This window comes from Salinispora goodfellowii (genome assembly GCF_059570675.1).
Map to the genome: position 1 here is coordinate 1 of NZ_JCANTD010000003.1, position 26,406 is coordinate 26,406.

General features: G+C 69.3%; 27 protein-coding genes. 12 read left to right on the plus strand and 15 right to left on the minus strand.

The window, feature by feature from the left end:
- The first annotated feature begins 227 nt into the window (after positions 1-227).
- Both T398_RS04740 and T398_RS04745 read left to right on the plus strand, forming a co-directional pair.
- Entirely contained in the window at positions 228-392 is a 165-nt protein-coding gene (locus tag T398_RS04740; protein WP_496444967.1) for a hypothetical protein, read from the plus strand.
- The gene (locus T398_RS04745; protein WP_496444969.1) at positions 389-871 is read left to right on the plus strand and encodes a hypothetical protein; all 483 of its coding nucleotides are present in this window, start codon (positions 389-391) and stop codon (positions 869-871) included. The genes T398_RS04740 and T398_RS04745 overlap by 4 nt, the downstream gene beginning before the upstream one ends.
- A 752-nt stretch (positions 872-1,623) precedes the next feature.
- Here T398_RS04745 and T398_RS04750 read toward each other — a convergent pair.
- The 6 genes from T398_RS04750 to T398_RS04775 all read right to left on the minus strand — a co-directional run bounded on the left by T398_RS04750 (position 1,624) and on the right by T398_RS04775 (position 6,631).
- Positions 1,624-2,154, minus strand: coding sequence for a hypothetical protein (locus T398_RS04750; RefSeq protein ID WP_496444971.1), 531 nt, complete (start codon positions 2,152-2,154; stop codon positions 1,624-1,626).
- A 98-nt stretch (positions 2,155-2,252) separates the two neighbouring features.
- Positions 2,253-3,461 carry a hypothetical protein gene (locus T398_RS04755; RefSeq protein WP_496444973.1) on the minus strand — a complete coding sequence of 403 codons (1,209 nt, stop codon included), beginning with the start codon at positions 3,459-3,461 and terminating at the stop codon, positions 2,253-2,255.
- A 92-nt stretch (positions 3,462-3,553) separates the two neighbouring features.
- On the minus strand, positions 3,554-4,300 hold the full coding sequence (locus T398_RS04760) for an ATP-binding cassette domain-containing protein (RefSeq protein ID WP_496444975.1): 747 nt from the start codon (positions 4,298-4,300) through the stop codon (positions 3,554-3,556).
- Positions 4,301-4,858: 558 nt separating this feature from the next.
- Positions 4,859-5,059: a transposase family protein gene (locus tag T398_RS04765; RefSeq protein ID WP_496444977.1), complete on the minus strand. Its 201-nt coding sequence runs from the start codon at positions 5,057-5,059 to the stop codon at positions 4,859-4,861.
- Positions 5,060-5,687: 628 nt separating this feature from the next.
- A complete protein-coding gene (locus T398_RS04770) occupies positions 5,688-5,876 on the minus strand; it encodes a DUF397 domain-containing protein (RefSeq protein WP_496444979.1) in 189 nt (62 codons plus the stop codon).
- Positions 5,867-6,631: a DUF5753 domain-containing protein gene (locus T398_RS04775; protein ID WP_496445438.1), complete on the minus strand. Its 765-nt coding sequence runs from the start codon at positions 6,629-6,631 to the stop codon at positions 5,867-5,869. Before T398_RS04775 ends, T398_RS04770 begins: the two co-directional genes overlap by 10 nt.
- A gap of 413 nt (positions 6,632-7,044) precedes the next feature.
- Between T398_RS04775 and T398_RS04780 the strand changes: the two genes are divergently transcribed.
- Complete coding sequence (locus T398_RS04780; protein ID WP_496445439.1) at positions 7,045-7,383, plus strand: hypothetical protein; 339 nt, start codon at positions 7,045-7,047, stop codon at positions 7,381-7,383.
- A gap of 30 nt (positions 7,384-7,413) precedes the next feature.
- Here T398_RS04780 and T398_RS04785 read toward each other — a convergent pair whose 3' ends face one another.
- On the minus strand, positions 7,414-8,403 hold the full coding sequence (locus T398_RS04785) for a helix-turn-helix transcriptional regulator (protein WP_496444981.1): 990 nt from the start codon (positions 8,401-8,403) through the stop codon (positions 7,414-7,416).
- 78 nt (positions 8,404-8,481) lie between these two features.
- On the opposite strand from T398_RS04785, the gene T398_RS04790 reads away from it, so the two are divergent.
- Positions 8,482-9,216 (plus strand): alpha/beta fold hydrolase, encoded by a 735-nt coding sequence (locus T398_RS04790; protein WP_496444983.1) that lies wholly within the window; start codon positions 8,482-8,484, stop codon positions 9,214-9,216.
- 29 nt (positions 9,217-9,245) lie between these two features.
- Here the strand turns inward: T398_RS04790 and T398_RS04795 are convergent, their stop codons facing one another.
- Complete coding sequence (locus tag T398_RS04795; RefSeq protein ID WP_496444985.1) at positions 9,246-10,205, minus strand: DNA polymerase domain-containing protein; 960 nt, start codon at positions 10,203-10,205, stop codon at positions 9,246-9,248.
- A 160-nt stretch (positions 10,206-10,365) separates the two neighbouring features.
- Between T398_RS04795 and T398_RS04800 the strand changes: the two genes are divergently transcribed.
- Positions 10,366-10,914: a TetR/AcrR family transcriptional regulator gene (locus tag T398_RS04800; protein WP_180197301.1), complete on the plus strand. Its 549-nt coding sequence runs from the start codon at positions 10,366-10,368 to the stop codon at positions 10,912-10,914.
- Positions 10,915-10,945: 31 nt separating this feature from the next.
- A complete protein-coding gene (locus tag T398_RS04805; RefSeq protein ID WP_496444987.1) occupies positions 10,946-13,168 on the plus strand; it encodes an MMPL family transporter in 2,223 nt (740 codons plus the stop codon).
- A gap of 98 nt (positions 13,169-13,266) precedes the next feature.
- Here the strand turns inward: T398_RS04805 and T398_RS04810 are convergent, their stop codons facing one another.
- Positions 13,267-14,523 carry an erythromycin esterase family protein gene (locus tag T398_RS04810; RefSeq protein WP_496444989.1) on the minus strand — a complete coding sequence of 419 codons (1,257 nt, stop codon included), beginning with the start codon at positions 14,521-14,523 and terminating at the stop codon, positions 13,267-13,269.
- A 70-nt stretch (positions 14,524-14,593) separates the two neighbouring features.
- On the opposite strand from T398_RS04810, the gene T398_RS04815 reads away from it, so the two are divergent.
- Positions 14,594-14,785 carry a DUF2795 domain-containing protein gene (locus tag T398_RS04815; protein ID WP_496444991.1) on the plus strand — a complete coding sequence of 64 codons (192 nt, stop codon included), beginning with the start codon at positions 14,594-14,596 and terminating at the stop codon, positions 14,783-14,785.
- Here T398_RS04815 and erm read toward each other — a convergent pair.
- Together erm and T398_RS04825 are read right to left on the minus strand one after the other, a co-directional pair.
- Positions 14,782-15,582 (minus strand): ErmE/ErmH/ErmO/ErmR family 23S rRNA (adenine(2058)-N(6))-methyltransferase, encoded by an 801-nt coding sequence (erm, locus tag T398_RS04820; protein WP_496444993.1) that lies wholly within the window; start codon positions 15,580-15,582, stop codon positions 14,782-14,784. The genes T398_RS04815 and erm overlap by 4 nt on opposite strands.
- Before the next feature lie 343 nt (positions 15,583-15,925).
- A complete protein-coding gene (locus T398_RS04825; protein ID WP_496444995.1) occupies positions 15,926-16,831 on the minus strand; it encodes a Gfo/Idh/MocA family protein in 906 nt (301 codons plus the stop codon).
- Positions 16,832-16,936: 105 nt separating this feature from the next.
- On the opposite strand from T398_RS04825, the gene T398_RS04830 reads away from it, so the two are divergent.
- Together T398_RS04830 and T398_RS04835 are read left to right on the plus strand one after the other, a co-directional pair.
- The gene (locus T398_RS04830) at positions 16,937-17,356 is read left to right on the plus strand and encodes a hypothetical protein (RefSeq protein WP_496444997.1); all 420 of its coding nucleotides are present in this window, start codon (positions 16,937-16,939) and stop codon (positions 17,354-17,356) included.
- The gene (locus T398_RS04835; RefSeq protein WP_496444999.1) at positions 17,349-17,855 is read left to right on the plus strand and encodes a hypothetical protein; all 507 of its coding nucleotides are present in this window, start codon (positions 17,349-17,351) and stop codon (positions 17,853-17,855) included. The genes T398_RS04830 and T398_RS04835 overlap by 8 nt, the downstream gene beginning before the upstream one ends.
- Here T398_RS04835 and fabG read toward each other — a convergent pair.
- Both fabG and T398_RS04845 read right to left on the minus strand, forming a co-directional pair.
- Positions 17,828-18,583, minus strand: a complete 756-nt coding sequence (gene fabG, locus T398_RS04840) for a 3-oxoacyl-ACP reductase FabG (RefSeq protein WP_496445001.1) — start codon at positions 18,581-18,583, stop codon at positions 17,828-17,830. The genes T398_RS04835 and fabG overlap by 28 nt on opposite strands.
- A 185-nt stretch (positions 18,584-18,768) precedes the next feature.
- Positions 18,769-20,208 carry a carbohydrate-binding protein gene (locus T398_RS04845; protein ID WP_496445003.1) on the minus strand — a complete coding sequence of 480 codons (1,440 nt, stop codon included), beginning with the start codon at positions 20,206-20,208 and terminating at the stop codon, positions 18,769-18,771.
- Positions 20,209-20,347: 139 nt separating this feature from the next.
- Between T398_RS04845 and T398_RS04850 the strand changes: the two genes are divergently transcribed.
- The 3 genes from T398_RS04850 (at position 20,348) to rocD (ending at position 23,966) form a co-directional block, all read left to right on the plus strand.
- Entirely contained in the window at positions 20,348-21,718 is a 1,371-nt protein-coding gene (locus tag T398_RS04850) for an FAD-dependent oxidoreductase (protein WP_496445005.1), read from the plus strand.
- 223 nt (positions 21,719-21,941) lie between these two features.
- Positions 21,942-22,751: a dimethylargininase gene (gene ddaH, locus T398_RS04855; protein ID WP_496445440.1), complete on the plus strand. Its 810-nt coding sequence runs from the start codon at positions 21,942-21,944 to the stop codon at positions 22,749-22,751.
- Entirely contained in the window at positions 22,752-23,966 is a 1,215-nt protein-coding gene (gene rocD / locus T398_RS04860; RefSeq protein ID WP_496445007.1) for an ornithine--oxo-acid transaminase, read from the plus strand.
- Between the two features lie 58 nt (positions 23,967-24,024).
- Here the strand turns inward: rocD and T398_RS04865 are convergent, their stop codons facing one another.
- Together T398_RS04865 and T398_RS04870 are read right to left on the minus strand one after the other, a co-directional pair.
- Complete coding sequence (locus tag T398_RS04865; protein WP_496445009.1) at positions 24,025-25,176, minus strand: FHA domain-containing protein; 1,152 nt, start codon at positions 25,174-25,176, stop codon at positions 24,025-24,027.
- A gap of 130 nt (positions 25,177-25,306) precedes the next feature.
- Positions 25,307-26,347 carry a fatty acid desaturase family protein gene (locus T398_RS04870; protein WP_496445011.1) on the minus strand — a complete coding sequence of 347 codons (1,041 nt, stop codon included), beginning with the start codon at positions 26,345-26,347 and terminating at the stop codon, positions 25,307-25,309.
- Between the last annotated feature and the right edge of the window lie 59 nt (positions 26,348-26,406).

Consider the following 26,406-nt stretch of genomic DNA (forward strand, 5'->3'; position numbering starts at 1 on the left):
CCCGCGCGCTGGTCGCCGCTACCGGGGCCGCCGGGCTGATCGCCGTAGTGACCTGCATACCGTTCGTCCGACGCGCCGTGCGGCGTGAGGCCCGGCCGGAAACACTGTGCGGGCCCCTGGGTGTCAGGGTTGAGTAAGACCAGCGGTTCACAATCGAAGGCCCTCCCGGGGCGAGGACGGACCAACCCAGATGACGATCAGCATGTCCAGACCGATGGTCGGGGACGATGCTCGCTCCACCGGCCGGCGGGTGTGGGCTGGCGGTGGCCGGTAAGACCCTCCGCAACTCGGGCGGACCGGGCGGAGTCGATGTGCAGCTGTTCGCCGCGATGCGCCACGACACCGCGCACCCCAGCGGCGGCACCGAGACGCGGACTACGTGTTCACCGTGAAGGGCAACAGGCCCGCGCTGCTGGCCGCGATCACCGACCGGCTACCCGCCGCCACGGCCGCGACCAGCGCGCACACCGACACCGAACGCCGCAGCGGCTACCGGGTCACCCGCACCATCTGGGTGGCACCCGCCACCTGCATCGACTTCCCCGGCGCGGCCACCGTGTTCCGGCTCCGCCGTGACGTGTACGCCCCGGACGGGCAACGGATCAGCAAACAGATCGTCCACGGCATCACCAGCCTGACCAGCGCGGGAGCCAAGATCGCCAGACACGTGCGCACCCACTGGTGGATCGAGAACAAGGTGTGCGCCACGCAACGCCTCGTCGTATTCCCGGCTCAGCCGGGAGAGATTGGAGGGACATCTCTGGGTCTGATGGCTTACCCGGATGCCGAAAGGCGAAGGGGACCGGAGCATGCCAGCAAACCACCGGCCGTGTCCAAGCGTGAGGAGCGGTGCGGTGGGAGACCCGCGTGATATGGCGAAAGCTGGATTGCCTGAAGCCCAATCTCCAGCGAGGCAGATTTCGACTCCGTCGGCACCGCGCTCGAAGCCGACGCCGCGCTCTGCACCGGCATGTATCTACGGGGCTGGTGCAACCTCCGGGCGCTGGGCGATGCCCAACGAGGGCATTTAAGGAGATGAGTGGGACGCCTACGTCACGCTGTCACGTACGACGAGGACGAACGTGGGATCGCCTAACGGGCGCGAGCCCTACGGCGACGGAGGCCCCGTAGTAGTCGCCGGAGTCACGACCGGCCAGGGAGGACGGGAAAGCCGTCCGCGCGGGCGAAGGGGGCCAGGTGATCGGACACCACCGGACCGGGAGGTATGCGTAATGCAGAGCGCCGAAACGGTGCTGGGTGTCCTGCGTGAAGTCACTGGAGAGCCGGATGATCAGGAAACTATCATGTCCGGTTCGGAGGGAGGCCGCATGGAAATGGACCTGCCCAACAGGCACCTCGCCATGCGGCCGACCCTACCCACTGGGTCCGTGACGTCCTGTTCGGTGAGGACACCCACCACGCCTGGCTCGGCGGCGTCGCCCACGCCCTGGCCGCCCTGCGCAATCTCACCATCGCCCTGATCCGGCTCGCTGGACACTCCAGGATCAAGCAGGTGATGGAACGTCACCACGCCGACAAGATACTCATCCCAGCCCTGCTCAACGCATCGCAACCATGATCAACTGACTTTGCTTTGGCTCTGGCCAGCCCCCATCAACTTCGTTAACCCCGATTGGTCCAGGGCACGGCGCGCATGTGCCAGGTGAGACCGAGGGTGAGTAGCACCAAAGCGGTCGTGATCCAATAATTGGTATACCAGGACAGCCCGGTGGCAAATTCGACCGCGAGAAACGAATGGGGTGCCGCTTGCTGGACAACCACGAATCCTGCAAAAAGGGTTGGTGTGGCCGCAGCAGAGAGCAGCGGACCCAGGGTAAGACAAAGGATAGCGCCGGCGCAGGAGAAAACAAAAACATTGCCAATTAGGCCGTGTAAGGGCGGGAATGACACATCGGGGTGAACTGCCTGTATTCTCCAATACCAGGTTGGCAGGACCAGTAGCGGCGCGGTGAGTGTAGCCGCAGAATAGGCTAAATTCCCCAGTCGCGCAGACCGTCCTGCCATGAGCTCCCGGCCATCAAAGGAGGGAACGGTGAGGGCAGGCAAGATGCTGGCCAGGGCGAGCGCGACGATCTCCGGGGTTCCCACCCCCCTAGGCGGTTGGTCGAACACGACGCTGACCGGGATACTCAACTCTGGAAATGCTCCGGTGAAGAGAAGTGCGATGACGAGGACGGCAAGCGCGAGGGGTCCGCTGCGGACATGCAATATTCCCGCAGCACGACTCTGCGCTACCCGAATTCTGCTAGCGACAGGCGACACGAGCGGACCAATTCCTGGTTAGTATCAACAAATTTAGTGAGCTGATCGGAGTTCATAGTGGCCAACGGTTGCGCCACCACCGACGACGGCTCCGCGACAGCGGCTTCTCCTACCTCCTCAAACCCGGCCAGCTTGAGGATGCGCAAATATAGAGCCGTGGCGATATCATGATCGTCGTTTCCCCTGTCGGGGGAACAGCGGTCCCGAGTGAAAGATTCTGCCACCCCTGATGCCACCTGGTCAGAAATGGTCCTTGCGGAAAACCTTCGATCGCGAGGGCTCGGGTCGAACCTGACGAACGCTTCCCCGGCCTGGGGAAGGTCATGGTCGGAAAAGTCGAAATCCGTAACGTTACGCAAGACCGGAGACAGCCCAGCGGCGCGAAGGCGGCTCACGACATCTACCGTGCGGGCCATCGCAGGCTGATTGGCTGCATGTAGGCATACTCGTGTGTCATCGACATCTTGACACACACTTTCGACGGGACGGTCCACCACAGTCAGTTCGGGGCGCCATAGGAAGGCGGTCACTACCAGGGCGACCACGGCAGCCAGCCATGCGAATAGCGGCATTCCTTGCCGGCGGACCGTTCGGCGGGCACCGACCCAGGCCGCAAATGAGGCGGCAAGCAGGCAGATCCCGACAGAGGCGACAACGGCGAAGACCGCAGTCGGCGGGTTTACCTCAAACCTCGCCGAGCTACTCCATTGGCGTACCGGTAGCAGCAGCCCGATGGGACGGAACAACGGCTCTTGGGGCAAGCCCATTATTACGAAGACGAGAACTGCTACAGCAGGAGCAATTACCCAGTGCCGAACGGCAGCTCCGATGCAGAATCCAATCACCGTCAGCGCGGTCAGACCAGACAAGCCGATGACGACATCCTGGAGGGCCAAAGCACCAGCGGTCGCTTCTCGCGCCGCAGCGATGTGAATTGGGGTCAACCCGAGGGCATGCCCCATGCAGAGCCACAGCGCCAAGGCAAGCCCATGAATGAGGAACAATCCGACATTCACCCTTGGCCTGATCGGCGCAGCAACTGGCGACGCCCTAGGAAAGTACGCCGCTCCCAGCGCAGCGGCCCCACCGGCCGCTATCGCCCCGGTAATCCAGAGCGACTCGTGCCATGTTGTGGTGACTACAAACCATGTCACGTAGTCGGACTTGAGAATTTCCATGGTCGCCAGAAGTGACCCGACTGCCATGAAGGCCCCCGAGGCCGGGAATATCCAACTGGAGGCTGGCCAACCACATAATAGACGCAGATGATTCATTCCGAGCTACCAAATGATTTGATGAGATCGTCATAGCCGCGTTCGAACGGCGATCCTGGCCGAACATCACCACCGGCATCAGCTACTGTGAGCTGCGACGTCGGACCCTGAAAACGAATTTCTCCATCAACCAGCACGCCGACAGAATCGGCGAGATACTCGACGTCCTCGGTCAGGTGAGTTGACAACACCACAGGCCGTTCGGAAGCGAACTGCTGGATCACCTCGCGGACCTTCAGGCGCTGCCCCGGGTCGAGACTGACCGTGGGCTCATCCAGAATAAGGATACGTGGATCGTGAACGATTCCGGTAGCTAAGGCGACGCGTTGACGCTGCCCACCGCTGAGTGATCGGATGCGCCGAGACGCCAAGTCTAAAACCTGCATCTTCTCCATAGCTACCTCGACTGCTGCACCCGCCTGCGTTGCTTCCACTCCACTCAGCCAGGCCGCGTAGGCAACGAGATCGCGCACCTTCGCCGACCACGGGAGTAGCGGGTTCTGTGGTACGTATCCAATCAGCCTTTGAGTCGACTCACCGTCACTGATATCTCGACCATCGACGATCACTTGGCCCAGCTCCGGTCGTGCTAGACCCACCATACATCTAATCAAGGTGGTCTTTCCTGACCCATTAGGGCCCAAGAGAGCATTCACTCCCCGTTCAACCGCCCAGGAGGCGCCGGTGAGAACCCGGCGCCTCCTGTACGAGAACGAGATGTCTCGAACCTCAATACCTGCCACGCGAACCCTCGTCCTCGTAGTAGCGAAACAGGAACCTATCTAGCAACGCCGCACACGCGAGGACTGCGCATTCGCTCCACTACCAGACTCGAACTGAGAATAGTACATACCGTCACCATTGCCACAGGACCCATAGACCCATTTTACGCCCCAGCCGGAACCCTCCGTCGTGCCGACTGCATCATCGGGCCAGTTATTGCGATCCTCCAGAATTTGGCCTTTTCCATCGAGCGTGTTCCCGCAGCCGGAACGTCCCACTTCTGCGTCGTTACTGCTATTCGGCTGGTCGACTTTAAGCGTGCACATTATGGACGCGTCATCCGACGCCGATTCCGCTGCGGCCACCCCGGCCCCAGTGCCCACTACGGCAAATGCCGCTGCTGTAAGTACTAGTGCACGTGACACCCGTCGCATACATTCCTCCGATTTTATGTCCATACCTGCCCCATGGCCACGAGTAGGGAGACTCTAACACCTTTCGCGAGGTTTGCGGTTCGGGCAGGCCCGAAAGTTATTCCAAGGTAGAGAAACCGCTGGTCACAGCCGGCTTTCCGGTGGTCACGGCGGTGATGAGGTCGTGAGGGCGGTGGTTGGCCTCTCGGGTGGCCACTGCCGGATCGCGGTTACGCCGTCGCTACCGGCCACCAACGTGGCGCACGCGGTCAGCACCAAGACCACCAGCTGCGGATGGCGCAGCCCTCGCAGCCGACGCGGATCCGGCACCCGCGCCAACCGCGCCGCCAGCGGCGACACCACCACCCATCGATGGATGTGAACGGGAGTTATGTGACGGTACCAGGCGTCGTAGCGGCGGACCTGATAGTGGTCCAGGCCGACTTCGGTTTTGGCGGTCTGGGTTGGGTGGGCCGCCCGGCGAGGTGCCCGTGGGTGGGCAATCCAGCTTTCGCCATATCACGCGGGTCTCCCAGCGCACCGCCCCTAACGCCTGGGCCCGGCCACTGGTTTCCTGGCATGCTCTTGTCCCCGTTCACCTTTCGGCTTCGGGTAAGCCATTCAGACCCAGAAACCTCCGGGTTCCTCCGAACTGCGTTGGGGATACGACAAGGCGCCTCGTGGCGCACAACGATTCCTCCACCGACCAACGGGTCCCGGCGACGCAAATCAGATCCTCGTCGAGCGTCCCGGCCGGGCCGAAGCACAGGTAGTAGGCCAGCTGTTTCGGCGGCACTCCCCGGGTGAGCCAGGTCGACACAGCGGCGTGCCGCAGGCCGTATGGCGTTCCGCCTCCTACAGGCGGAGCAGTACGAGTCCGCCGCTGGAAAACGATCAGTAACGGCATCGATGAGGAGTGCCGGTCGGGCGCTTGCCCGATCCGCTGAGCGAAGAGGGCCCCGGCACGAAGCCGCGGGCCCGCTCCGTTGTGGGGTCAGTGCTTCTTGGCGTGCGCGACGAACGCCTTCCACGAAACCGGGCCGAACATCAGCGACGGACCGGTCGGGTCCTTGCTGTCCCGGACGCCCACGACGCCGGAGAGGTTGTCGGCCACCTCTACACAGTTGCCGCCGTTACCGCCGCTCTTCGTGCTCTTGCGCCACCGGGCACTGGTCAGGTCCATGCTGCTGCCGCTTCTCTCAGGAGATCCAGGGAGCGCCCACGGGGGAGGGCCTCCCCACGAATGAGTTCCCACCGTCGCTCCAGCGTAACAATGTCCGATGTCTTCTCCAGTAGTTGCGCCCGCGCGGGGCTGTCCACGTGGGCCGCCCGCGACCCGTCCGGCATGTCGGCGATGGTGAAGGGCCCGTCCAGCCCGGGGTAGCTGGGGGCGTCGAGCGGGACGACGTGCAGCTGCACCTTCGGCGACTCGGCGCAGGCCAGGAGGTGGGCGAGCTGCTCGGCCATCAGGGCCCGGCTGTCGCCGACCCGCCGCCGCAGGACCCCGGCGTCCAGCACGGCGATCAGTAGCGGCCCCTGCTCGCGCTGGAGGATCGCCTGGCGGTTGAGCCGCGCCTCGACGAGTTCGTCGGTGTCGGTGGTGAGGATTCCGCCGGCGAGGGTCGCCTCCGCGTACGCCTCGGTCTGGAGCAGCCCCGGCACCCAGGCGAGCTCGAAGGCCCGTAACGCGATGGCCTCGCGCTCGACGTTGACCCAGGGGCGGAACCAGACCGGCTCCCGGCGGCGGCTCACGTCCGGCCAGAGGGTGTCGATGTCCCGGCCCAGTAGCTCCGCGACGGTGGCGCGGTGCCGGGCCTGTGGGATGTGGCCGGGGTTGGCCCACCGCGCGGCGGTCTTCGGATGGACACCGACTTGACCCGCGAGGCTTTCGGCGGTGTGCCCCGCCTCGGCGAGCGCTGCGACAAACGCGTGGTTCATGCCTGCTCCAATCCAGAACAAGAAGACTGTCGAAAAAACTAAATGCAACGCTGTGTAGTTGTCCAGCTTCGCGTTGGAGAGTGGGGGCAGGACGGTGCGGCCGGTGGCGGACCCGAACCCGCCGGAGGCACTGTCGGGGCCGCCCCGCCGGGGGTTGGTGGGGCGGCCCGCCACGCCACTGAGGAGGTAGCCATGCTGTTCCGCTTCCCGGGCCGTCGCCGCAACCGAAACGACGCCCTGCTTCGAGGTCGTCGCCGGAACCACCGGGACGACCCGCCGATACAGCCGACCCCCCGGGCCCGGGGGGTGGCCCCGGCGTCGTGGGCGACCCAGCCGACCGCGGCGTTCCCCCAACCCGGTCGGGTCGGGTGGCTGACGCCCGCTCAGACCTGGCGGGCGAACGGCGGTCGATGGTGAACCCGCACGCGCTGCCGCAGCCCAGACTCGGCCCCCACCCCGAGCACCCCCGCCACCGCACCGGGAGCCGACCGCCGCACACGCCGTTGCGGCCGATGTGGGCGTGCCGGGCGTGCGGTCAGCCATGGCCCTGCGGGGAGGCCCGGCTGCTGCTGAAAGCCGAGTTCGCGACGAGGCTGCCCAGTTTGTCGATCTACCTCGCCGGGCTGTTGTACGAGGCGATGCACGACCTGTATCACCTGAACCCGCACGACGGGCCGGGCCCGCGTGAGCTCTTCGACCGGTTCGTGGCCTGGGGCCCCTACCGGCGGCCGGCGTTGGAGCCGCAGGAGTGACGCCCGACACCGGCCACTACCTGCTACGCACTACCCAGACCCTGCGCGAGCAGACGGTTCACTCGGTACGCGCTCTGCGGCTGCCGTGAGCTGGTCAGCCAGGTTCCTCAGCGCCGGCCGTAACTCGTCGGGGCGGCGGATGGTGAAGGGCCATTCCAGTGCGGCCAGCAGGCGGGCCATACCGTCCAGACACTCAGCCCGCGCATGCATCACGACACCGGCGGCATCCGCCTCGAGCGTCACGGCGGAGCGCGGCAGTCGGCGGGCGACGTCGTCCAGTGGGCCGTGAATGAGGACTTCGACCTCCCAGCGGTACGGAACACGAGCCAGCGCCGACGTCAGGTGGAGTACGGGGTCAAAGCCGTCAGGGACCGTGAAGGTTCGCGTACCAGTCGCGAGCGAAGCGATCCGGTCGATCCGGAAGGTTCTCAGGCTGTCGTACCGGTGGTCGCGTCCGACCACATACCAGCGGCCGCGATGGAAGACGACACCGTAGGGATCGAGATCGCGTTCGGTCTGCTCCTGTTGCCAGGACAGGTAGCTCATCCGGACGGCCGTGCGGGCGCGCGACGCCTGGGCCAGGGCCAGCAGCACACCCGCCTCCGGCGCTTGTGCGGTCACCGCGTTCGCCGTGAAGGACAGGGTCTCTCGAATGGCGGCCAGCGGCTCTCGCAGGCCGCGCGGAAGGACCCGTTCGATCTTGGCCAGGGCGCCCGAGTGCGCCGGAGTGGTCATGCTCATGCCCAGCCGCTCCGCGGCGAGCAGTCCCACGACAACGGCGAGGGCCTCGTCGTTGGTGAGGACCAAAGGCGGCATCCGATAGCCGCGGGCTAGCCGATAGCCGCCGTGGCGTCCCCGTTCGGCCGCTACCGGGATCCCGAGATCGCGCAGGTACGCGGCGTAGCGACGGACAGTTCGAACGTCAGTGCCGAGCCGGTCGGCCAGTTCCCGACCAGCAAGGCGCGGGTGCGACTGGAGGAGCTCCAGCAGGGTCAAGACGCGGGTAAGTGGATGCGACATGGATCACTCAACATATCCGGGCGGAATCTGTCCTGTATTCATCCTACGCTGACGACACTTCACCTCAGGGAGATCACAATGGCTACCTTCGTACTCGTTCCCGGCGCCTGGCTCGGCGCATGGGCCTGGAAAGACACCGCGCACGCGCTAGCTGAGCGCGGGCACACGACGCTTCCGCTGACGCTGACCGGCCTCGGCGAGTACGCCGACCGGGGCACCCCGGCGACAAACCTGGAAACCCACATCGCAGACATAGTCGACTTCATCGAGCGACGTGACCTGCACGACGTCACCCTGGTCGCCCACAGCTACGCGGGCGCTCCCGTCACCGGAGCAGCCGCACAACTCGGTGAACGGCTGAAGCGTTTGGTGTACGTGGACAGCGCGCCGTTCGCCCCGGGCATGCGCATGCTCGACCTGATGCCACCGGAGGCTGCCGACCAGCTGCGCCAACAGGTCGCAGCGGATGGCGGGGGGTGGCGACTACCGATGCCACCCTTTGAAGTCCTGGGAATGTCCAGCAGTCTCGACGGACTCGACCGAAGCAACCGGGAACTGCTGCGGGCACGTGCTACCGCCCAGCCGTTCGGGACCTACGAGCAGCGGCTCGCTGGCCCAGCCGAACCTCACCACGACGTCGACCGCGTCCTCGTCACATGCAACGACTTCCGGGAGTTGTTGAACGCCGGAGTACCGATCCTGGCATCCCTCAACCAGCCGCCGTGGCGGCGTTTCGACCTGCGTACGGGGCACTGGCCGATGTTGTCTGCCCCGGCTGATCTCGCCGACGTCCTCGATGCTGCGGTCAGCTGAGCTGCGACGGACGGAACGGGGTTCGGCACTCAGCCGGCGGCCCGCCGGGCACGGGCCCGGCGTTTCCCCTCCTGCATCGCCTGCACCCGAGCCACCGGGATGGTGCGCCCCTCGGCGATCAGGTCGGCCGGGAGCTGTTGCGCCGTGGGCATTCCGTCCGCCCACGGGTCTCCGGTGGCGACCAGGCCGGGCACGGTCTGAATCGTGAAATCGGCGGGCGTGACCGAAGGCAGCACGTCCCAGGGCACCGGGAACGAAACCGGCACGCCTGGCCTTAGTCGCGGGCTGTAGGCGGCCACCACCGTCGCCCCACCGGCTCGGGTGGAGTCGATGAAGACCTTCCCACTCCGGTCCTCCCGGATGAAGGCGGTCGTCGCGACCTCCGGGTCGAGGCGTGCCGCCCGCTGCGCGAGCGCCCGGGTGGCGGCGGCCAGTTCCTCCGCCGTCGCCTCCGCCGTCACCGGCACGAACACGTGCACCCCCTTGGCGCCGCTGGTCTTCACCGCCCCGGCCAGCCCGGCACCGGCGAGCGCCCGCCGGACCAGAAGGGCCGCGGCCACCACCACCTCGAACGGGGCGCCCTCCGGCGGGTCCAGGTCGAGCACGAGGTGGGTCGGGCACTGCAGGGCGGCGACCTGGGCGAGGGTGGGGTGGAACTCCACCGCCCGCTGGTTGGCGAGCCAGAGCAACGTACGTCGGTCGCCGCAGAGGGCGTACGAGATCTCGCGGTGCGACGCCGCCGCCCACACCCCCGTACGAGGAATCCAGTCCGGGGTGTACTTCGGCAGGTTCTTCTGCATGAACGGGGGCTGCCCGGGGCGTACCCGCATGACCGACAGCGGGCGCTCCCGCAGGTGCGGCAGGATTCGGTCGCGCACCGCGTCCAGGTAGTTCACCAGGTCGTGCTTTGTCGCTCCCGCCCCGTCGAACAGCGGCTGACCCAGGTTGGTCAGCGCGACCCCGTCCCGGGACTCCTCGACCTTGCCCATCTGATCACCCTGCCGACAGTCGAGGCGGCGGTCAACACACCAGGCCGTCCTTCGACACGGCCAAACGGACCCACCTGCGTGTGGCGAACGCCACTGGTTCGCCTGTCAGTCGGCATCTGACCGATCGGTCAGGCATGCTGTTCGAGGAGGTGGGACCGACATGACACGGGCAGCGCCCGAGCGGCACGACGATATTCTCGCAGCGGCGGGGCGACGATTCGCGCAATCCGGCTACCGGGGCACGTCGTTGCAGGACATCGCGGCAGACGTGGGCTGTTCGAAGGCGGCGGTGCTCTACCACTTCGCCGACAAGCGGGCCATTCTTGCCGAACTGGTAGCCGGGCCGATCGACCAGCTACGGGAGCTCGACGAGCGCATCGCCGCCGCGGGCAGCCCGGCCGAGGCGCAACGGGTCGCGGCCGAGGGCTACGTCGACCTGGCCGTGCAGTTCCGCCGCGAGACCGCGTTCCTCCGCGGTGAGTTCCCCGGCCTGTTCCAGCAACCCCCCTTCAGTCACCTACAACACATCCCGGATCGGCTCGTCCGCGCCTTTGCCGGACATTCCGACCGCCCGGCTGCCCGGGTCTCGGCGCTGGTGATCCTCGCCGGCATCGCCGAAACGTGCGGCGAATTCATCGATCTCCCCGAGGCGGAACTACGTCCGGCGCTACTCGCGCTGGTCCGCCGGGCACTCGAACCGGTCAACTGACCCCACCAATAACGACGGAGGACATCGACCCATGTCGACCCTGCTCTACCGGCTCGGCCGCGGCGCGATGCGCAGACGGCGCCTCGTCGCCGCGATCTGGCTAGTCGTGCTCGTCGGTCTCGGCCTGGCGGCCCTGAACCTGCGCGGCCCGACGGCGAGCGACTTCAGCATGCCCGGCACCGAGTCGCAGCAGGCCCGGGATCTGCTCGATGAACAGTTCCCGGCGGCCAGCGGTGCCACCGGCACGATCGCGCTCAAAGCTCCCCAGCCGGGCCTGCTCGGCACGCCGCAGGGCCAGGCGGTGGCCGCCGAGGTCACCCAGGAGGCCGCCACGCTGCCCGGCGTGATCAGCGCGGTGGATCCACTCACGGCCCAGGCCATCACCCCCGACGGCCAGTACGGGCTGATCCAGGTCCAGTTCGCCGAGGGCGCGGACAAGGTCACCGACGAGGAGCGGGAGGCGTACGAGCAGGTCGGCGCCGCCGCCGAGGCACAGGGCTGGCAGGTGGCCCCCGGCGGTGAGGTGCTCAACGCCGAGCCGCAGGCCGGCTCCTCCGAGGCGATCGGCGTCGCCGTCGCGGCGATCGTCCTGGTCATCACCTTCGGCTCGCTGGTAGCGGCGGGAATGACCATGCTGAACGCGCTGATCGGGGTCGGCGTCGGCATGGCCGGTCTCTACGCGCTCAGCGGCACGGTCGAGTTGACCAGCACCGCGCCGATCCTCGCCCTGATGCTCGGTCTCGCGGTCGGCATCGACTACTCGCTCTTCATCACCTCCCGCTACCGACAGAACCTGCTCGACGGGCTGCCGCCGGACGAGGCGGTCGGCCGGGCCGTCGGCACCGCCGGCTCGGCGGTGCTCTTCGCCGGCGCCACCGTGGTCATCGCGCTCTCCGGTCTGGCAGTGGTGAACATCCCGTTCCTGACCGTGATGGGTCTGGCCGCCGCCGGAACGGTCGTCGTCGCCGTGCTGGTCGCCCTCACCCTGCAGCCGGCGCTGCTCGGCTTCGCCGGCCGGCGGGTGCTCCGCCGCAAACAACGGCACCACTACGGGGCCACCCCGACCCAGCCGGGAACCGACGCACCCGGCACGGACGCGCCCGCGCCGACCGCGCCCGCCGAGGACCGCACCACCTTCGGCTTCCGCTGGGCCCGGCTGGTCATCCGGTTCCGGGTACCGGTGATCCTGGTCGCCCTGCTCGGGCTGGGCGCGCTCGCGCTGCCCACCTCCGACATGCGACTGGCCCTCCCGGACCAGGGGACCGCACCCGTCGGCTCGCCGGCCCGGGTCTCCAACGACCTGATCAGCGAGGGCTTCGGACCGGGCTTCACCGGTCGGCTGGCGATCGTGGTGGCCGGGGACAGCCCGGAGGCGACGGCGGCGGCCGTACCCCAGGTCGCGGCCCTGGTCCAGGACACCGACAACGTCCTGGCCGTGACGCCACCGCAGCTGAGTCCGGACGGACAGACCGCCCTGCTCGGGGTGATCCCGGAGACCGGGCCCACCGACCCGGCGACCGAGCAGGTGGTGGACGACATCCGCGGCTCGGTCGGCGGCATCCAGGGCGCCGAGGTGCTGCTCACCGGGGTAACCGCGATCGGCATCGACGTCTCGGAGAAGCTCACCGACGCCCTGCCGATCTACCTGCTCCTGGTGGTCGGGCTGTCGATCGTGCTGCTGATGCTGGTGTTCCGCTCGCTGCTGGTGCCGGTGAAGGCTGCGCTGGGCTTCCTGCTCACCGTGGCTGCCACCTTCGGACTCACCGTCGCGGTCTTCCAACAGGGCCACCTCGCCGACCTGGTCGGTCTGGACACACCGGGGCCGCTGATCAGCTTCCTGCCGATCCTGCTCATCGGAATCCTCTTCGGACTGGCAATGGACTACGAGGTCTTCCTCGTCTCCCGGATGCGGGAGGACTTCGTCCACGGCGACACCGCCCAGCAGGCCACCATCAACGGCATGGGGCACGGTGCCCGGGTGGTCACCGCGGCCGCGCTCATCATGATCTCCGTCTTCGGTGGCTTCATCTTCATGGAGGACCCGGTCATCAAGTCGATGGGCTTCGCGCTGGCGGTCGGCGTCGCCATCGATGCGTTCGTGGTCCGGATGACGATCGTGCCGGCGGTCATGTCCCTGCTCGGCGACGCCGGTTGGTGGCTGCCGCGCTGGCTGAACCGGATCCTGCCCAACGTGGACGTGGAGGGTGAGGGACTGCGGAACCACCTGGCGGAGCAGGAGCCCGCCCGCACCTGAGGTCACCGAAGCGGCCCCCTGTCCAGCGCGCGCCGCGCCGGGCAGGGGGCCCTTCCCGTGCTGCGCCGGACCAGGGGCCCTCCCCTGGGTGCTGCCCGCTACACCCCGGCCGGATACGTCTCCAACTCACCGCCGGCACCCCGGGCGGGCAGCGGATCCAAGGCGGTCGACTCGTCACACCAGACGAACCCGTCGTATCGCTCCCCCAGCCGCGTCGGCTGATAGTTACCCCAGGACTCGAACGAGGGGTTGTAGACCACGCCGATCGCCCGGTGATCCAGCGGCTCGGTCACCCAGCCCGGCTGGTCGGCGCCACCGAAGACCAGCACCGCCTGCTCGGGCAGCAGTTCGTGCAGCCGCCGTTCCACCGAGCCCTCCCGGGCCGGCGGAACGATCATCTTCTCGGCCGGCGAGCCCCAGTGCGGCGCGGCGACCACCGTACCCCGATGGCTGCCGAAGCCGACCAGGACGACATCGGCCCGGCCGTGCCGTTCCCGGGCCAGTTGGCCGAGGTTCACCATGCCGTCGGCGGCCATGTCGGTTGCCCGCGCGTCCCCGATGTGGGTGTTGTGAGCCCACACCACCCCACGCGCTGACGGGCCGTAGCGCTCCAGCAACCGGTCCAGCGTGTCGGCCATGTGGTTGTCGCGGATGTTCCACGACTCCGGTCCACCCGCGACCATGGCCCGGTAGTACCGCTCCGCGCCGGAGACGACCTCCGCGTTCTGCCAGGCCGAGAAGGCGTCCGCACCGTCGGTCGCCGCGCGTTCCCGAATCCGCGCCAGCAGACAGACCACCTCGTCCTCGCAACGTGCGGAGACGAACCGGCTCGCCGCACCGTACTCCTCGATTCGCCGGCCGTACGGCTCGAAGCACCGGTAGGCGTCCTGCGCGGCGTCCAGCGTCGCCGGTGCCTCCTCCCCCAGGTAGTCGAAGATGGCCTGCATCGACTCCCACAGGCTGTAGACATCCAATCCGTGGAAGCCAACCCGTTCCGGCTCGGGCCGCTGCCCATTCCACTCCCGTAGCCAGTAACAGAAGCGGGCCACCTCGGCGTTCGCCCACATCCAGGTGGGCCACCGCTCGAACCGCTCGAGGGCGGCCCATGGTTCGACCGCGGTGTCGGGGGCGGCCGTGACCGAGCGATGCACCCGGTCACAGTCCGGCCAGTCCCCCTCCACCGCGACGAACGAGAAGCCTCCCTCGGCGATCAACCGCCGGGTCAGCTCCCCGCGCAGCCGGTAGTAGTCATGGCTGCCGTGGGTCGCCTCCCCGAGCATCACGATCCGGGCGTCCCGGGCGCGCTCCAGCAATGGGTCGAAATCACTCGGGGCGCCGAGCCGCCGCACCAGCATGCCGGGCGGCTACCCCCACCCCGGGTGGACAAACCCGGTGTGCCGGGGCGCGGGGCGGGTAGCCGGGCGCATGACCATCTCCGGCGCGCAGTTGCAGGACTCCATCGCCGCCCTCGACTACCCCGTCTCCCGGGAGGACCTGGTCCGGTGGGGCCAGGAGAACGGGGTGAGCACGGAGATGCTGCAGGCCCTGCGGCTGCTTCCGGAGGAGAGCTTCGACTCCCCGGCCGAGCTGTCCGAGGCGCTGAACCCGCTCGGTTAGCGGTATGGCCGCAGCAGGCGGAACAGCACCAGCCACTGCTCCGGCCAGACCTGACCGACCGGGGTCGCCGGATCGAGTCGGGTCGCGCGCAGCGCCGCCGCCACCCGCACCCGTGGATGGTGGCGGCCCAGCGACGCCGCGAGCGAGCCGCCGACGCCGTCGAAGCCCAACTCGACCATCCGGCGGTACGCGGCCAGATCCGCCACCGGCAGTAGCGGCTCCCGGCGGCGCTCGATCCGCAGGATGCCGCCGTCCACCCGCGGCACCGGGCGGAATGCCGTCCGGGGCACCCTCCCGGCCAGCCGCCAGCTGAACTCCGGCCAGCTGGACACGGCCATCCGCGTCCACCGCCCGTAGTCGCCGCTGCGCTTGCGGGCGTACTCAAGTTGGGTGAGCAGGGTGGCCGCCCGCAGTCCCGGCGCGGCCAGACACCAGCGGACCACGGCGGAGGTCAGCGACCACGGAATGTTGCCGACCACGTCGAACGGCGCCCGTGGTGGCGGGGCGGTCAGGAAGTCGGCCTGCCGACAGGTCACCGTGGGCAGATCCGCGCAGCGTCGGGCCAGTTCGGCACCGGCGATCGGGTCCACCTCGTAGGCGATGAGGTGACGGCTGCGGGCGGCGAGCAGCCGGGTCAGCTGGCCCCGCCCGGCGCCGACCTCCAGCAGGAGGCGGTCCGGGTCGGGCTGGGCGGCTCGGGTCAGCCGGTTAACCGCGGCCGGATCAACGAGAAAGTTCTGGGAGAGTACGCGACGGGACCGGTCGCGTTCGGTTGCTCGGGTACGGCGGGGCGCCATTGGTCGTCGTCCTGTCTGTCGCCCGGGTGGCGACGCGGGACAGGCAGCCGGAATCGGGGCCTGTCCGGGTGGGTCGGGACTCGGACGGCCCTCGGCGCGGGCGCGCGGTGCGCGGTTGGGTCAGGCGCGGCGGGCGCCGGCCGGGGCCGGACGCCACACGCGCGGACGGACCACCAACAACGGCCCGTGGGCAGCCGACACGGCGGCCCACTCAGTCAGGGGGTACGCGAACATGGCCCGGACGGTAATCGCCCCGGGCACCCCGCTCAACGGGTTTTCGCCGTACCGGCGCGTCGGTACTGACTTTCGCCCGTACCGGAATCGGTCGGGACGCGCTGAGCGGCTACGCGGGCACCTCAACGGTGCGGGCCTCGGTGCGGGCCGTCTCCGCCGCCGCCAGGATCGCCACCACCTCACGACCGAACCGGACGTCGAGGCGGTGATCCCGAGTCCCCGAGTCGATCTCCGCCAGGAGCTGGTCGATCGCCGTCCCGAACGCCCCGGCCAGGGTGCCGTTGCCGTGGGGAGCGGTCTCGATGCCGCTCTCGCCGTAGAAGACGACATCCTTGCGGACCACTCCGCTGGGGGCGTCGAGGGTGAGCGAGAGCCGGCTCGTGGCGCCGTTGTCGTGGGTGAGCAGCAGGTGCACCAGACCCCGGGGGCCGTTCATCGCCGCGACCCGGGTGACCCGCCCCATGACCGGCAGGATCAGCGACAGCGCGTGCGGACCGATGTCCCAGAGCCCGCCGTGCTCACGCCGCCAGGTCGAGCCGGCGTACGGGCTGTCGGGCCCGAAGATCGAGGCGAAGAGAGTCGCCTCGGCATGTTGCCAGCCGCCGTCCGCGGCGGTGGCGGCGAGGAAGCTGGTGACGTTCTGGTGATAGCGCTGGGTGAAGAAGACCAGCGAGGCGACATCGGCGGCCTGGGCCGTGGCGACCAGGCGGTCGGCGTCGTCGAGGGTCAACGCGAGCGGCTTGTCGAGCAGCAGGTGCCGCCCCGCCGCGGCGGCCCGGGTCGCCAGCTCGACCTGCACATCAGGTGGCAGGGCGATCGCCACCGCCTCGCACGCCTCAATCAGCGCGTCGGCGTCGTCGAACGCCGGCACGCCGTACCGCTCGGCGAGCGCGGCGGCCTTGGCCGGATCACGCCCCCAGACACCGACCAACTCGGTACGGGGATGAGCCGCCAGGCCCGCTCCGTGCGTCTCGCCCGCCCAGTGCCCAGTACCGAACAACCCGAACCGCACCACGAACCTCCCACCAGTCAGCGCCGCGACCCACCGCGGTGTCGCAGACCACGCTATCCGGCGGGGCAAGGATGCCACCGGCAGGTGTACCACCCGGATTAGTAGAGTGTGCCGGTGACCGAAGCGAGCGCGACCACCAGCGCTGCTGCCGCCGACCTTCCCATCGACGGGCTCCTCGCCGCCGCCCCGATCGCGCTCTCCCTCCTCGTCGCGGGTTGGGCCCTCGTGGCGACGCTGCGGCACCGGGCCCCGGACCGGGCGCAGTTCGCGGGCTTGGCCGTGCTGGAAGCGGCGCTGCTCGTGCTCACCGTCGTCACCGTGATCGCCCTCGGCGATGGTCAGCGGCCGGACGAACCGGGATCCTTCTTCGGCTACCTGGCCACCCTGGTCTGTCTACCCCCGCTGGCCTGGGTGCTGGCCCGGATGGAGCCCACCCGGTGGGGGTCGGCCATCGTCTGCACGATCTGCCTGGTCACCCCGGTGGTTCTGGTCCGGCTCCAGCAGACCTGGACGGTGCTCGGTGGCTGACCCGCAACCCACCGCGCGCCCGCAACCCGCCGCGCGGACGCGGACCAATACCGGCCCCGGCCGCCTCCTGATCGCGGTCTACCTGCTCTTCGCCATCGCCGCCACCAGCCGGGCCGGCCTCCAGATCGCCACCCGGTTCGAGATGGCGCCGATGGCGTACCTCCTCTCCGCCTTCGCCGCGACGGTCTACATCGTGGCGGCGGTGGGGCTGGGCCGGGCCGGTCGCACCGGCCGCCTGATCGCGCTGGCCTGCTGCACGGTCGAGTTGGTCGGGGTGGTGGGTGTCGGTGCGGTCAGCCAGGCCCGGCCGGATTTGTTCCCGGACGAGACGGTCTGGTCCGGCTTCGGCAGCGGGTACGGCTACATCCCGCTGGTGCTTCCGGTGCTTGGGCTGCTCTGGCTCTGGCGTACCCGCCACGACCTCGACCTGGCTGTGACCAGCCGGCCGAGGCCGTCCCGGGTCGTACCGGATCAGTCCTTCGGCCCACCGGCGACGTAGAGCACCTGCCCGGAGACGAACGACGCGCCCGCACTGGCCAGGAACGAGATGGTGTGCGCGATATCCTCCGGGCGGCCCACCCGGCGGACCGGGATCTCCGCCTCCGCGTGTTTCTGCAGCGCCTCGAAGTCGACCTTCATTCGGGCGGCGGTCGCCGCGGTCATGTCGGTGACGATGAAACCCGGAGCGACGGCGTTGACCGTCACCCCGAACGGGCCCAACTCGATCGCGAGGGTCTTGGTGAAGCCTTGCAGACCGGCCTTGGCCGCGGCGTAGTTCGCCTGCCCCCGGTTACCGAGCGCGGAGGTGCTGGAGAGGTTGACGATCCGGCCCCACCGCTGCTCGACCATGTGCTGCTGGGTCGCCTGGCTGAACAGGAAGGCACCCCGCAGGTGCACGCCCAACACCGTGTCCCAGTCGGCGTCGGACATCTTGAACAGCAGATTGTCCCGCAGCACACCGGCGTTGTTCACCAGGACGGTGGGCGCGCCGAGCTCGGCGGCGACCCGCTCGACGGCCGCCTCCACCTGGGCCCGGTCCGACACGTCCGCGCCGACGCCGAGCGCCCGCCCACCCGCGTCGGTGATGGCGGCGACGGTCGCACCGGTCGCGGACTCGTCGATGTCCACCACCGCCACGGCCAACCCGTCGGCGGCCAACCGCCGGGCGGTGGCCGCCCCGATTCCCCGTGCCGCGCCGGTCACGATCGCGACCCGCTGCTCCGACATGCTACCTCCCAGTAACCTCAATCGATCGAAGGAGCTTAACCCACTCGACTCGACCCGGTACCCGGCCAGGAAGCGGTCGCCGCTCGGGCGCTCGACGGGTCTTCCGCCGCGCTACCGAGGGGGAAGGAGCCGATGAGCGGCCCTGGTAGGCGTGGATGGGAAGCCGACCAGGGCCGCTCGCACCGCTAGCGGCGGAAGGTGAACCAGTTGACGTTGACGAAGTCGTTCGGCTGGCCGCTGGTGAAGGTCAGATAGACCGTGTGGCGACCGGTGGGGCCGGCGACGTTGCCGGGCACCGAACGCCAGCTCTGCCAGCCGCCGGTGCTGCCGATCGCGAAGCTGCCGATCGGTGTGCTGGTCGGGCTGTCCAGGCGCACCTCGACCAACCCGCTCACCCCGCTACCGGCGCCGGAGGCGATCCGGGCGACGAAGTCCTGTGGTGGGGTGGCGCCGAACTCGACGTTGTCGTAGCGGGCCCAGTCACCGTTGCGCAGGTAGCCGATGTTCTCCCCGCCCTCGGTGGCGTCCTCCACCTGAACGCCGTACTGGCCGTCGAACGACTCGGCCTCGATTGTCGCGTACGCGTCCCGCACCCCACCCGGCGGTGGGGTGGTCGGTGGTGCGGTGGTCGGCGGAGCGGTGGTCGGCGGAGCGGTGCCGTCGCCCCGGCTGTAGACCGCGACGTAGTCAACGAGCATCGGCCGGCCCGGCACCGTCGCGGCGGTCGGGGTGGTTCCCCCGGCGACACCATTCGGGAAGGCGCCACCCATCGCCACGTTGAGCAGCAGGAAGTAACCGTCGTGGCTGGTCATCTGCGACCAGGCCGGCTCACCGACCCGGGTCTGCGTCACCGTGTGGTACTGCTCGCCGTCGACGTACCAGCGCAGTTCCTGCGGGCTGACCGAGGCGTCCCACTCGAACCGGTAGGTGTGGAACGCCGACTGACAGGTGGCTCCCGGGCAGGTTCGGGAGGCGCCGATGCCGTTGAACTCGTCGCACGGCCCGCCCGGCGCGTAGCCGCAGTGCAGCACTCCCCAGACCGAGTTGATCCCGTTGACGTTCTCCATCACGTCAAACTCGCCGACGCTCGGCCAGTTCTGGAAGTTACCCCGGTACGGCGACCCGAGCGCCCAGAACGCCGGCCAGTAGCCGGCCGCCGGAGCCCCGGTCACATTCGGCACCTGGAGCCGGCCCTCGATCGCGAGGACACCTCCGGCCGGCGGTTTGAAGTCGGTCCGTACGGTCTCGATCCGGGCCGAGGTCCACCCGCCGGCCGAGTCGCGCAAGGGGGTGATTCGTAGGTTGCCCGCACCATCGTGACTGAGGTTGGCGGTGCTGTCGGTGTACGTCTGGATCTCACCGGTGCCCCAGTTGGGCGGGCCGCCGGGGTAGCTGGTGCCGATGTCGATAATCCAGTTGGCCGAGGAGGGCAGGGTGCCGGCCGCGCCGTCGAAGTCGTCGCTCCAGACCAGACTCCAGCCGGGGGCGGGCGTGGGTACGGCGGCGTTCGCGGTGACCGCGACACCGGCCAGGGCGGTGGTGGTAAGGGCAGTGAACAGCGCCAACGCCAGTCGCTTCCGGCGTCTCGCGGGCAGGGCGGCAGGCGCCCCGGGTGGGGTGTGCATGAACGTACCTCTCTGGGGGACGGGTCGAGAGAGCGCTCTCTCCGAGTTGTACGTGCCCACCACCCAGTTGTCAATGTCGATCTCTCGAACCTCCGCTCAGCGCGCCCGGACCCGGGTCGATCCGTGACAGGATGAGCTGGTGGCAGAACGGTTGATCGTCATCGGCGGCGACGCCGCCGGGATGGCGGCGGCATCCCAGGCCCGCCGCCGTCGAGGCCCGGACGACCTGGAGATCATTGCCTTCGAGCGGGGCCGGTTCACGTCCTACTCGGCATGCGGCATCCCGTACTGGATCAGTGGTCTGGTGCCGCAGCGCGACCAGCTGATCGCCCGCGATCCAACGACCTTCCGCGAACGGTTCGACATCGGAGTTCGGCTACGGCACGAGGTCACCGCGGTCGACCTGGACCGGCGCGAGGTAGTCGCCCGGGACCTGGCCAACGGCGGCGAGGTCCGCGAGCGGTTCGACACCCTGGTCTACGCCACCGGCGCCCACCCGCTACGGCCCGCCTGGGCGCGCACCGGGGTGAAGGGTGTCTTCGGCGTGCAGACCCTCGACGACGGCGCCGCCCTCCGGGACTGGCTGGACACTGATCCGCGCCCCCGGCAGGCGGTCGTGGTCGGCGGAGGCTACATCGGGGTCGAGATGGCCGAGGCGCTGATCCAGCGCGGGCTGGCGGTCACCCTGGTCGAGAAGGCCAGTCAACCGATGTCGACGGTGGACCCGGACATGGCCAAGCTGGTCAACGACGCCATGCACGGAGTGGGGGTGCAGATCCGCACCGACCTGACGGTGACCGGCCTGCAGGAACGAGACGGGCGGGTCTGCGCGGTACTCACCTCCGACGGGCCGATCCCCGCCGACCTGGTCGTGCTCGGCCTCGGTGTCCGCCCCAACGTCGCGCTCGCCGAGGCCGCAGGGCTGCCGATCGGGCCCAGCGGGGCACTGCGGGTGGACCGGCGCATGCGGGTACCCGGAGTTGACGACGTATGGGCCGCCGGTGACTGCGTGGAGTGCCTGCACCGGGTCAGCGGAATGCCCGTACACATCCCGCTGGGCACACACGCCAACAAGCAGGGCCGGGTGGCCGGCGTCAACATCGGCGGCGGGTACGCGACCTTCCCCGGAGTGATCGGCACTGCGGTGATCAAGGTCTGTGACCTGGAGGTCGGCCGCACCGGACTCCGGGAGCAGGACGCCGCGGCGGCGGGCTTCGAGTTCGTCTCGGTGATCACCGAGTCCACCAACCGCGCCGGCTACTTCCCCGGCTCCCGCCCGATGACCGTCAAGCTCATCGCCGAACGGCCCACCGGACGGCTCCTCGGCGCCCAGATCGTGGGCTGGTCGGAGGCGGCGAAGCGGATCGACGCCCTGGCCGTGGCGCTCTGGAACGGCATGACGGTGGATGACATGACCGCCCTGGACCTCGGCTACGCCCCGCCGTACTCCCCGGTCTGGGATCCGGTGCTGATCGCCGCGCGTAAGGCCGTCGACGCCCTCGGTCGGTGACACGGGTCCACCTCCCCGTCCGGGCCGGAGCAGTCGGAGACTCCCTCCGGCGGGCACCTGCAAGGAAACGCTACAGACAAGCCGTCAAACGCAATGATCCGACGGCCAAAGCAACTTCCTACGGTGGATCCCGCTGGCCTGCCCCACATACCGTGGAACAACGGCGCCAGCCCGCGGGCCACGGTGGCCGGGCGCGCCCAACCCTGGGAGCAGGACAATGCCGATGGACGCCACCCGCCAGCGCTTCCTCATGTGCCGGCCGACCCACTTCGCCGTCGACTACGCGATCAACCCGTGGATGGACCCGACCGCCCCGGTCGACGTCGACCTGGCGATCCGGCAGTGGGAGCAGCTACGCCAGACCTACCGGGATCTCGGCCACGCCGTCGAGGAGATCACCCCGCTGCCGGGCCTCCCCGACATGGTCTTCGCCGCGAACGGCGGCACGGTCCTCGGCGGTCAGGCCATGGCGGTGCAGTTCCGGGACCCGCAGCGCGCCGACGAGGCACCCGCCTACCGGGCCTGGTTCGAAGCCGCCGGCCTCGAAGTGCACGACCCGAAGCACGTCAACGAGGGCGAAGGCGACATCCTGCTCGCCGGTGGCTACCTCCTCGCCGGCACCGGGTTCCGGACCGCGCACCCCGCCCATGCGCGGTTGCAGGAGGTCTTCGGCTACCCGGTCCTCACCATGCAGCTGGTGGACCCCCGCTTCTACCACCTGGACACCGCGCTGACCGTGCTGGACGAGCGCACCATCGCGTACCTCCCCGAGGCATTCTCCCCCGGCAGCCAGGCGGTGCTGCGCCGACTCTTCCCGGACGCCGTACTCGCCAGCATGGCCGACGCCGCGGTCCTGGGCCTCAACGCGGTCAGCGACGGCCGGCACGTCGTCCTGCCGGCGCAGGCCACCGGGTTGGCGGCGCAGCTGCGGGAGCGGGGCTACCAGACGATCGGGATCGACCTGTCCGAGCTGCGTAAGGCCGGCGGCGGCCCGAAGTGCTGCACGTTGCGACTCCGGCAGGGAGGCAAGTAGATGATCAAAGACGAGGTACGGACACCCGCGGCCGTACGCGACGCTCAACGGTGGACAGCGCACAACTACCATCCGCTGCCGGTGGTCATCTCCTCGGCCGAGGGCGCCTGGGTGACCGATGTGGACGGCCACCGCTACCTGGACTGCCTGGCCGGCTACTCGGCGCTCAACTTCGGGCACCGCCACCCGCGGCTGGTCGAAGCCGCCCACGCCCAGCTGGACCGGCTCACCCTGACCAGCCGCGCCTTCATCCACGACCAGTTCGCCGACTTCTGTCGGGAGCTGTCCCAGCTCTGCGGCAAGGAGCTGGTGCTGCCGATGAACACCGGGGCCGAGGCCGTCGAGACCGGCATCAAGGTGGCTCGCAAATGGGGCTACCGGGTCAAGGGGGTCGCGGCGGAGCAGGCGAACATTGTGGTGGCCGAGGGCAACTTCCACGGTCGCACCACCACCATCGTCAGCTTCTCCACCGACGAGGACGCCCGCGCCGACTTCGGGCCGTACACGCCGGGCTTCCGCCTCGTCGCCTACGGCGACCTGGCGGCGCTGACCGCCGCCATCGACGAGAACACCGTCGCGGTGCTGCTCGAACCGATCCAGGGCGAGCAGGGGGTGATCGTGCCACCGGCCGGCTACCTGCCGGGCGTACGGCGGGTCTGCACCGACCAGAACGTGCTCCTCCTCGCCGACGAGATCCAGTCCGGCCTCGGCCGCACCGGCACCACGTTCGCCTGCGAGCACGAAGCTGTGGTGCCGGACATGTACCTGCTCGGTAAGGCTCTCGGTGGCGGCATCGTGCCAGTCTCGGCCGTCGCGGCGGATGCCGACGTGCTCGGCGTGCTCCAACCGGGCCAGCACGGTTCCACCTTCGGCGGCAACCCCCTCGCCGCCGCGGTCGCCACCGAGGTTGTCCGGCTCCTGGCCACCGGCGAGTTCCAGCGCCGCTCCGCCGAGCTCGGCGCCCGGCTACACGCCGGGCTTCAGGCGCTGGTCGGCAAGGGCCTGCTCGCGGTCCGGGGCCGCGGGCTCTGGGCCGGCCTGGACATCGACCCGGCCCTGATGAGCGGGCGGGCGGCGAGCGAACGGCTGATGAGCCGCGGCATCCTCGCCAAGGACACCCACGGCTCCACCCTCCGCCTGGCCCCGCCCCTGGTCATCACCGAGGACGAGACCGACCACACGGTGGCACAGCTCGCTGCGATCCTCACCGGATAGCCCCGTACCGAAGCGGGCGTGCCGGGTCGGGTGACCCGGCACCCCCTGCCGGGGCCGGTCAACGCGGCAGGCGCATCGCCATCGTCGGCGCCTCCGCCATCACCGAGGCCGGGGTGTACGGCGCGCCAGCCGGCAGTTCGTCCGGGCGCCCGACCTGCACGCCCGGGTACAGCTCCACCATGTCCCCCTCGGCCAGCACCCGAGACTGCTGCGGCGCCAGCGGGACCCGCTCCGCCTCCACCATCGACCCGTTCGGCCGGATCCCCGAGCCGTTGGTACTCACGTCGGTGACGACGATCTCGCCGACCCGCAACTCCAGTCGCAGGTGGCTGCGGCTGATCCACCGGCGGGCCTCATCGTTGAGCCACTGGCCGAGGATGATCCCGCCGTCAGCCTCCGGAGCACGCCCGACCAGCACCGGCTCGGAGTCGGAGAGCACGAACCGACGCCGGATCAGGCCACCGACCCGGACCGCCAACACCGCCGACCGCGGACGCGGGCCCGCGTCGCTGAGCCGAGCACCGTGCCGGGGGCAGGTCGGCGCTCCCCCGCGCAGACTGGGCGGCGGCTGCGTCACCGGGCTGCGATCGCTGACCGCGGCCAGATCGGCAAAGGCCCCACCCCCACCGCCCTGGCCGAAGAGCGCGCACGGGGACTCGGGGCAGCGCCAGTGCCGGGCCAACAGCTTGGCGCCGGCCACGGACCGTTCCCCGGCGGAGAGAGCGTCCCCGCCCCCGACGTGCGCGACGAAGGTCGGCCCACTCTGGGCGGGTACCGGGGCGACCACCCGGCCCGGCTGGTCGGCCACCCAGGGGTAGCGCCCCCGCAACCCGTCGAACCGGGCCCGGCTCAGCACCGGAAGCCCGAGCAGGTCGGCGACCTCCAGCATCCGACCACCGGGATTGTCCAGCACCTCCACCAGGCCGTCATCGGCCCAGCGCCGCACCACCATCCGCTCGTTCGAGGTCAGGTCGGCGTCGGAGAGTACGCCCCGGTGCACCACCGCGTAGACCGGGACGCTTTCCTCCTCCAAGTGACGCGCCAGGGCGTCGATCACCATGCCGAGGCGGAGCAGACTGGCCGGCCGGCCACCGTCAATATCCTGGTATCGGATCACCTCGGCCAGGTCGAGCACCGCGCGGGTCAGCCAGGGGTCGGTGGACACCCGGCCCTCAATGGCGTCCAGCACCTTGCTGATCTCGAATCTCATCGGATCTCCCCCACGAGGGTCGCCCTCCGCCCGGTGCGCACGGCTGCCATGCGCCGACCCTACCGGCACCGCTGGTAGGGAGCTGACCAACGGTGTCGACGCCAGCTCGCTACCCGGGGGCGCTACCCGCTCAGCGCAACGGTCGGCCGACCGCATGCAGGTGCGCGAGCGCCTGCCGGTACGACTCCACCACTCCCACCTCGACGTACGGGACCCCCCGCTGCGCGCAGTAGGCCCGGACGATCGGTTGGGCCCGGCGCAGGTTGTCGCGCGGCATACTCGGAAACAGGTGATGCTCGATCTGCTGGTTCAACCCACCCAACGCGACATCGACAAACCGACCACCTCGTACGTTCCGTGAGGTGATCACCTGCTTCCGCAGGAAGTCCAGCTGGTCAACGGCGGTCGGCATCGGCATACCCTTGTGATTCGGGGCGAACGCGCACCCCATGTACAGCCCCCACAGCCCCTGGTGCACCACCGCGAAGACCACCGCCTTCCCCGGTGACATCACCAGCAGCAGGCCACCGGCGTAGAGGACGGTGTGCGCGGCGAGCAGGACCGCCTCAGCACCCCGGTGCCGCATCGGCGTCTGGAACCGCCCGTCCGGCCCCCGCCCAACGATGGCTCGCAGGCTCGACAGATGCAGGTTCAGCCCTTCCAACAGCAGCATCGGGAAGAAGAGGAACGCCTGCCGGCGCGCCAGCCACCGAGCGAACCCCCGGGTCGCCCGGGCCTGCTCCACCGACCAGACCAACGCGCCCGCCCCCACGTCCGGATCCTCATCGGCGTGGTTGGGGTTGGCGTGGTGCCGATTGTGCTTCTCCACCCACCACCCGTAGCTGAGCCCGACCGCCAGGTTCCCAGCGAGCAGACCGACCAGTTCGCTCGGCCCGCGCCGCCGGAACATCTGCCGGTGCCCGGCGTCGTGACCGAGGAAGGCCACCTGGGTGCTGGCCACCGCCATCAGTACCGCGACCGCGGCCTGTCCCCAGGAGTCGCCCACGAGGATGACCAGCGCCCAGGCCGCGCCGAAGAACGCGGTGGTCAACCCGATCCGAACCGCATACCAGCCGGGACGGCGCTCCAGCAGCCCTGCCGCGCGAATCCGCCGGGACAACTCGGCGTAGTCACTGCCCCGTACCGGCGGATCCGACACCACCTGCCGCATACTCGCCCACCCCCTACTCGACTCCGGTCGCGCCGGTCAGCTCGACCATCGGCACCGAG

Excerpts from the sequence above, each read along its gene's own strand:
- T398_RS04810 (WP_496444989.1), bottom strand. The coding sequence starts at position 14,523 with ATGCTGGTGCGGCGGCTCGGCGCCCCGAGTGATTTCGACCCATTGCTG.
- T398_RS04800 (WP_180197301.1), top strand. The coding sequence starts at position 10,366 with ATGACACGGGCAGCGCCCGAGCGGCACGACGATATTCTCGCAGCGGCG.
- T398_RS04870 (WP_496445011.1), bottom strand. The coding sequence starts at position 26,347 with ATGCGGCAGGTGGTGTCGGATCCGCCGGTACGGGGCAGTGACTACGCC.
- rocD (WP_496445007.1), top strand. The coding sequence starts at position 22,752 with ATGATCAAAGACGAGGTACGGACACCCGCGGCCGTACGCGACGCTCAA.
- T398_RS04740 (WP_496444967.1), top strand. The coding sequence starts at position 228 with ATGCTCGCTCCACCGGCCGGCGGGTGTGGGCTGGCGGTGGCCGGTAAG.
- T398_RS04815 (WP_496444991.1), top strand. The coding sequence starts at position 14,594 with ATGACCATCTCCGGCGCGCAGTTGCAGGACTCCATCGCCGCCCTCGAC.
- T398_RS04775 (WP_496445438.1), bottom strand. The coding sequence starts at position 6,631 with ATGAACCACGCGTTTGTCGCAGCGCTCGCCGAGGCGGGGCACACCGCC.
- fabG (WP_496445001.1), bottom strand. The coding sequence starts at position 18,583 with ATGTCGGAGCAGCGGGTCGCGATCGTGACCGGCGCGGCACGGGGAATC.
- T398_RS04845 (WP_496445003.1), bottom strand. The coding sequence starts at position 20,208 with ATGCACACCCCACCCGGGGCGCCTGCCGCCCTGCCCGCGAGACGCCGG.
- T398_RS04755 (WP_496444973.1), bottom strand. The coding sequence starts at position 3,461 with ATGGAAATTCTCAAGTCCGACTACGTGACATGGTTTGTAGTCACCACA.
- ddaH (WP_496445440.1), top strand. The coding sequence starts at position 21,942 with ATGGACGCCACCCGCCAGCGCTTCCTCATGTGCCGGCCGACCCACTTC.
- T398_RS04790 (WP_496444983.1), top strand. The coding sequence starts at position 8,482 with ATGGCTACCTTCGTACTCGTTCCCGGCGCCTGGCTCGGCGCATGGGCC.
- erm (WP_496444993.1), bottom strand. The coding sequence starts at position 15,582 with ATGGCGCCCCGCCGTACCCGAGCAACCGAACGCGACCGGTCCCGTCGC.
- T398_RS04865 (WP_496445009.1), bottom strand. The coding sequence starts at position 25,176 with ATGAGATTCGAGATCAGCAAGGTGCTGGACGCCATTGAGGGCCGGGTG.
- T398_RS04795 (WP_496444985.1), bottom strand. The coding sequence starts at position 10,205 with ATGGGCAAGGTCGAGGAGTCCCGGGACGGGGTCGCGCTGACCAACCTG.
- T398_RS04770 (WP_496444979.1), bottom strand. The coding sequence starts at position 5,876 with ATGGACCTGACCAGTGCCCGGTGGCGCAAGAGCACGAAGAGCGGCGGT.
- T398_RS04805 (WP_496444987.1), top strand. The coding sequence starts at position 10,946 with ATGTCGACCCTGCTCTACCGGCTCGGCCGCGGCGCGATGCGCAGACGG.
- T398_RS04785 (WP_496444981.1), bottom strand. The coding sequence starts at position 8,403 with ATGTCGCATCCACTTACCCGCGTCTTGACCCTGCTGGAGCTCCTCCAG.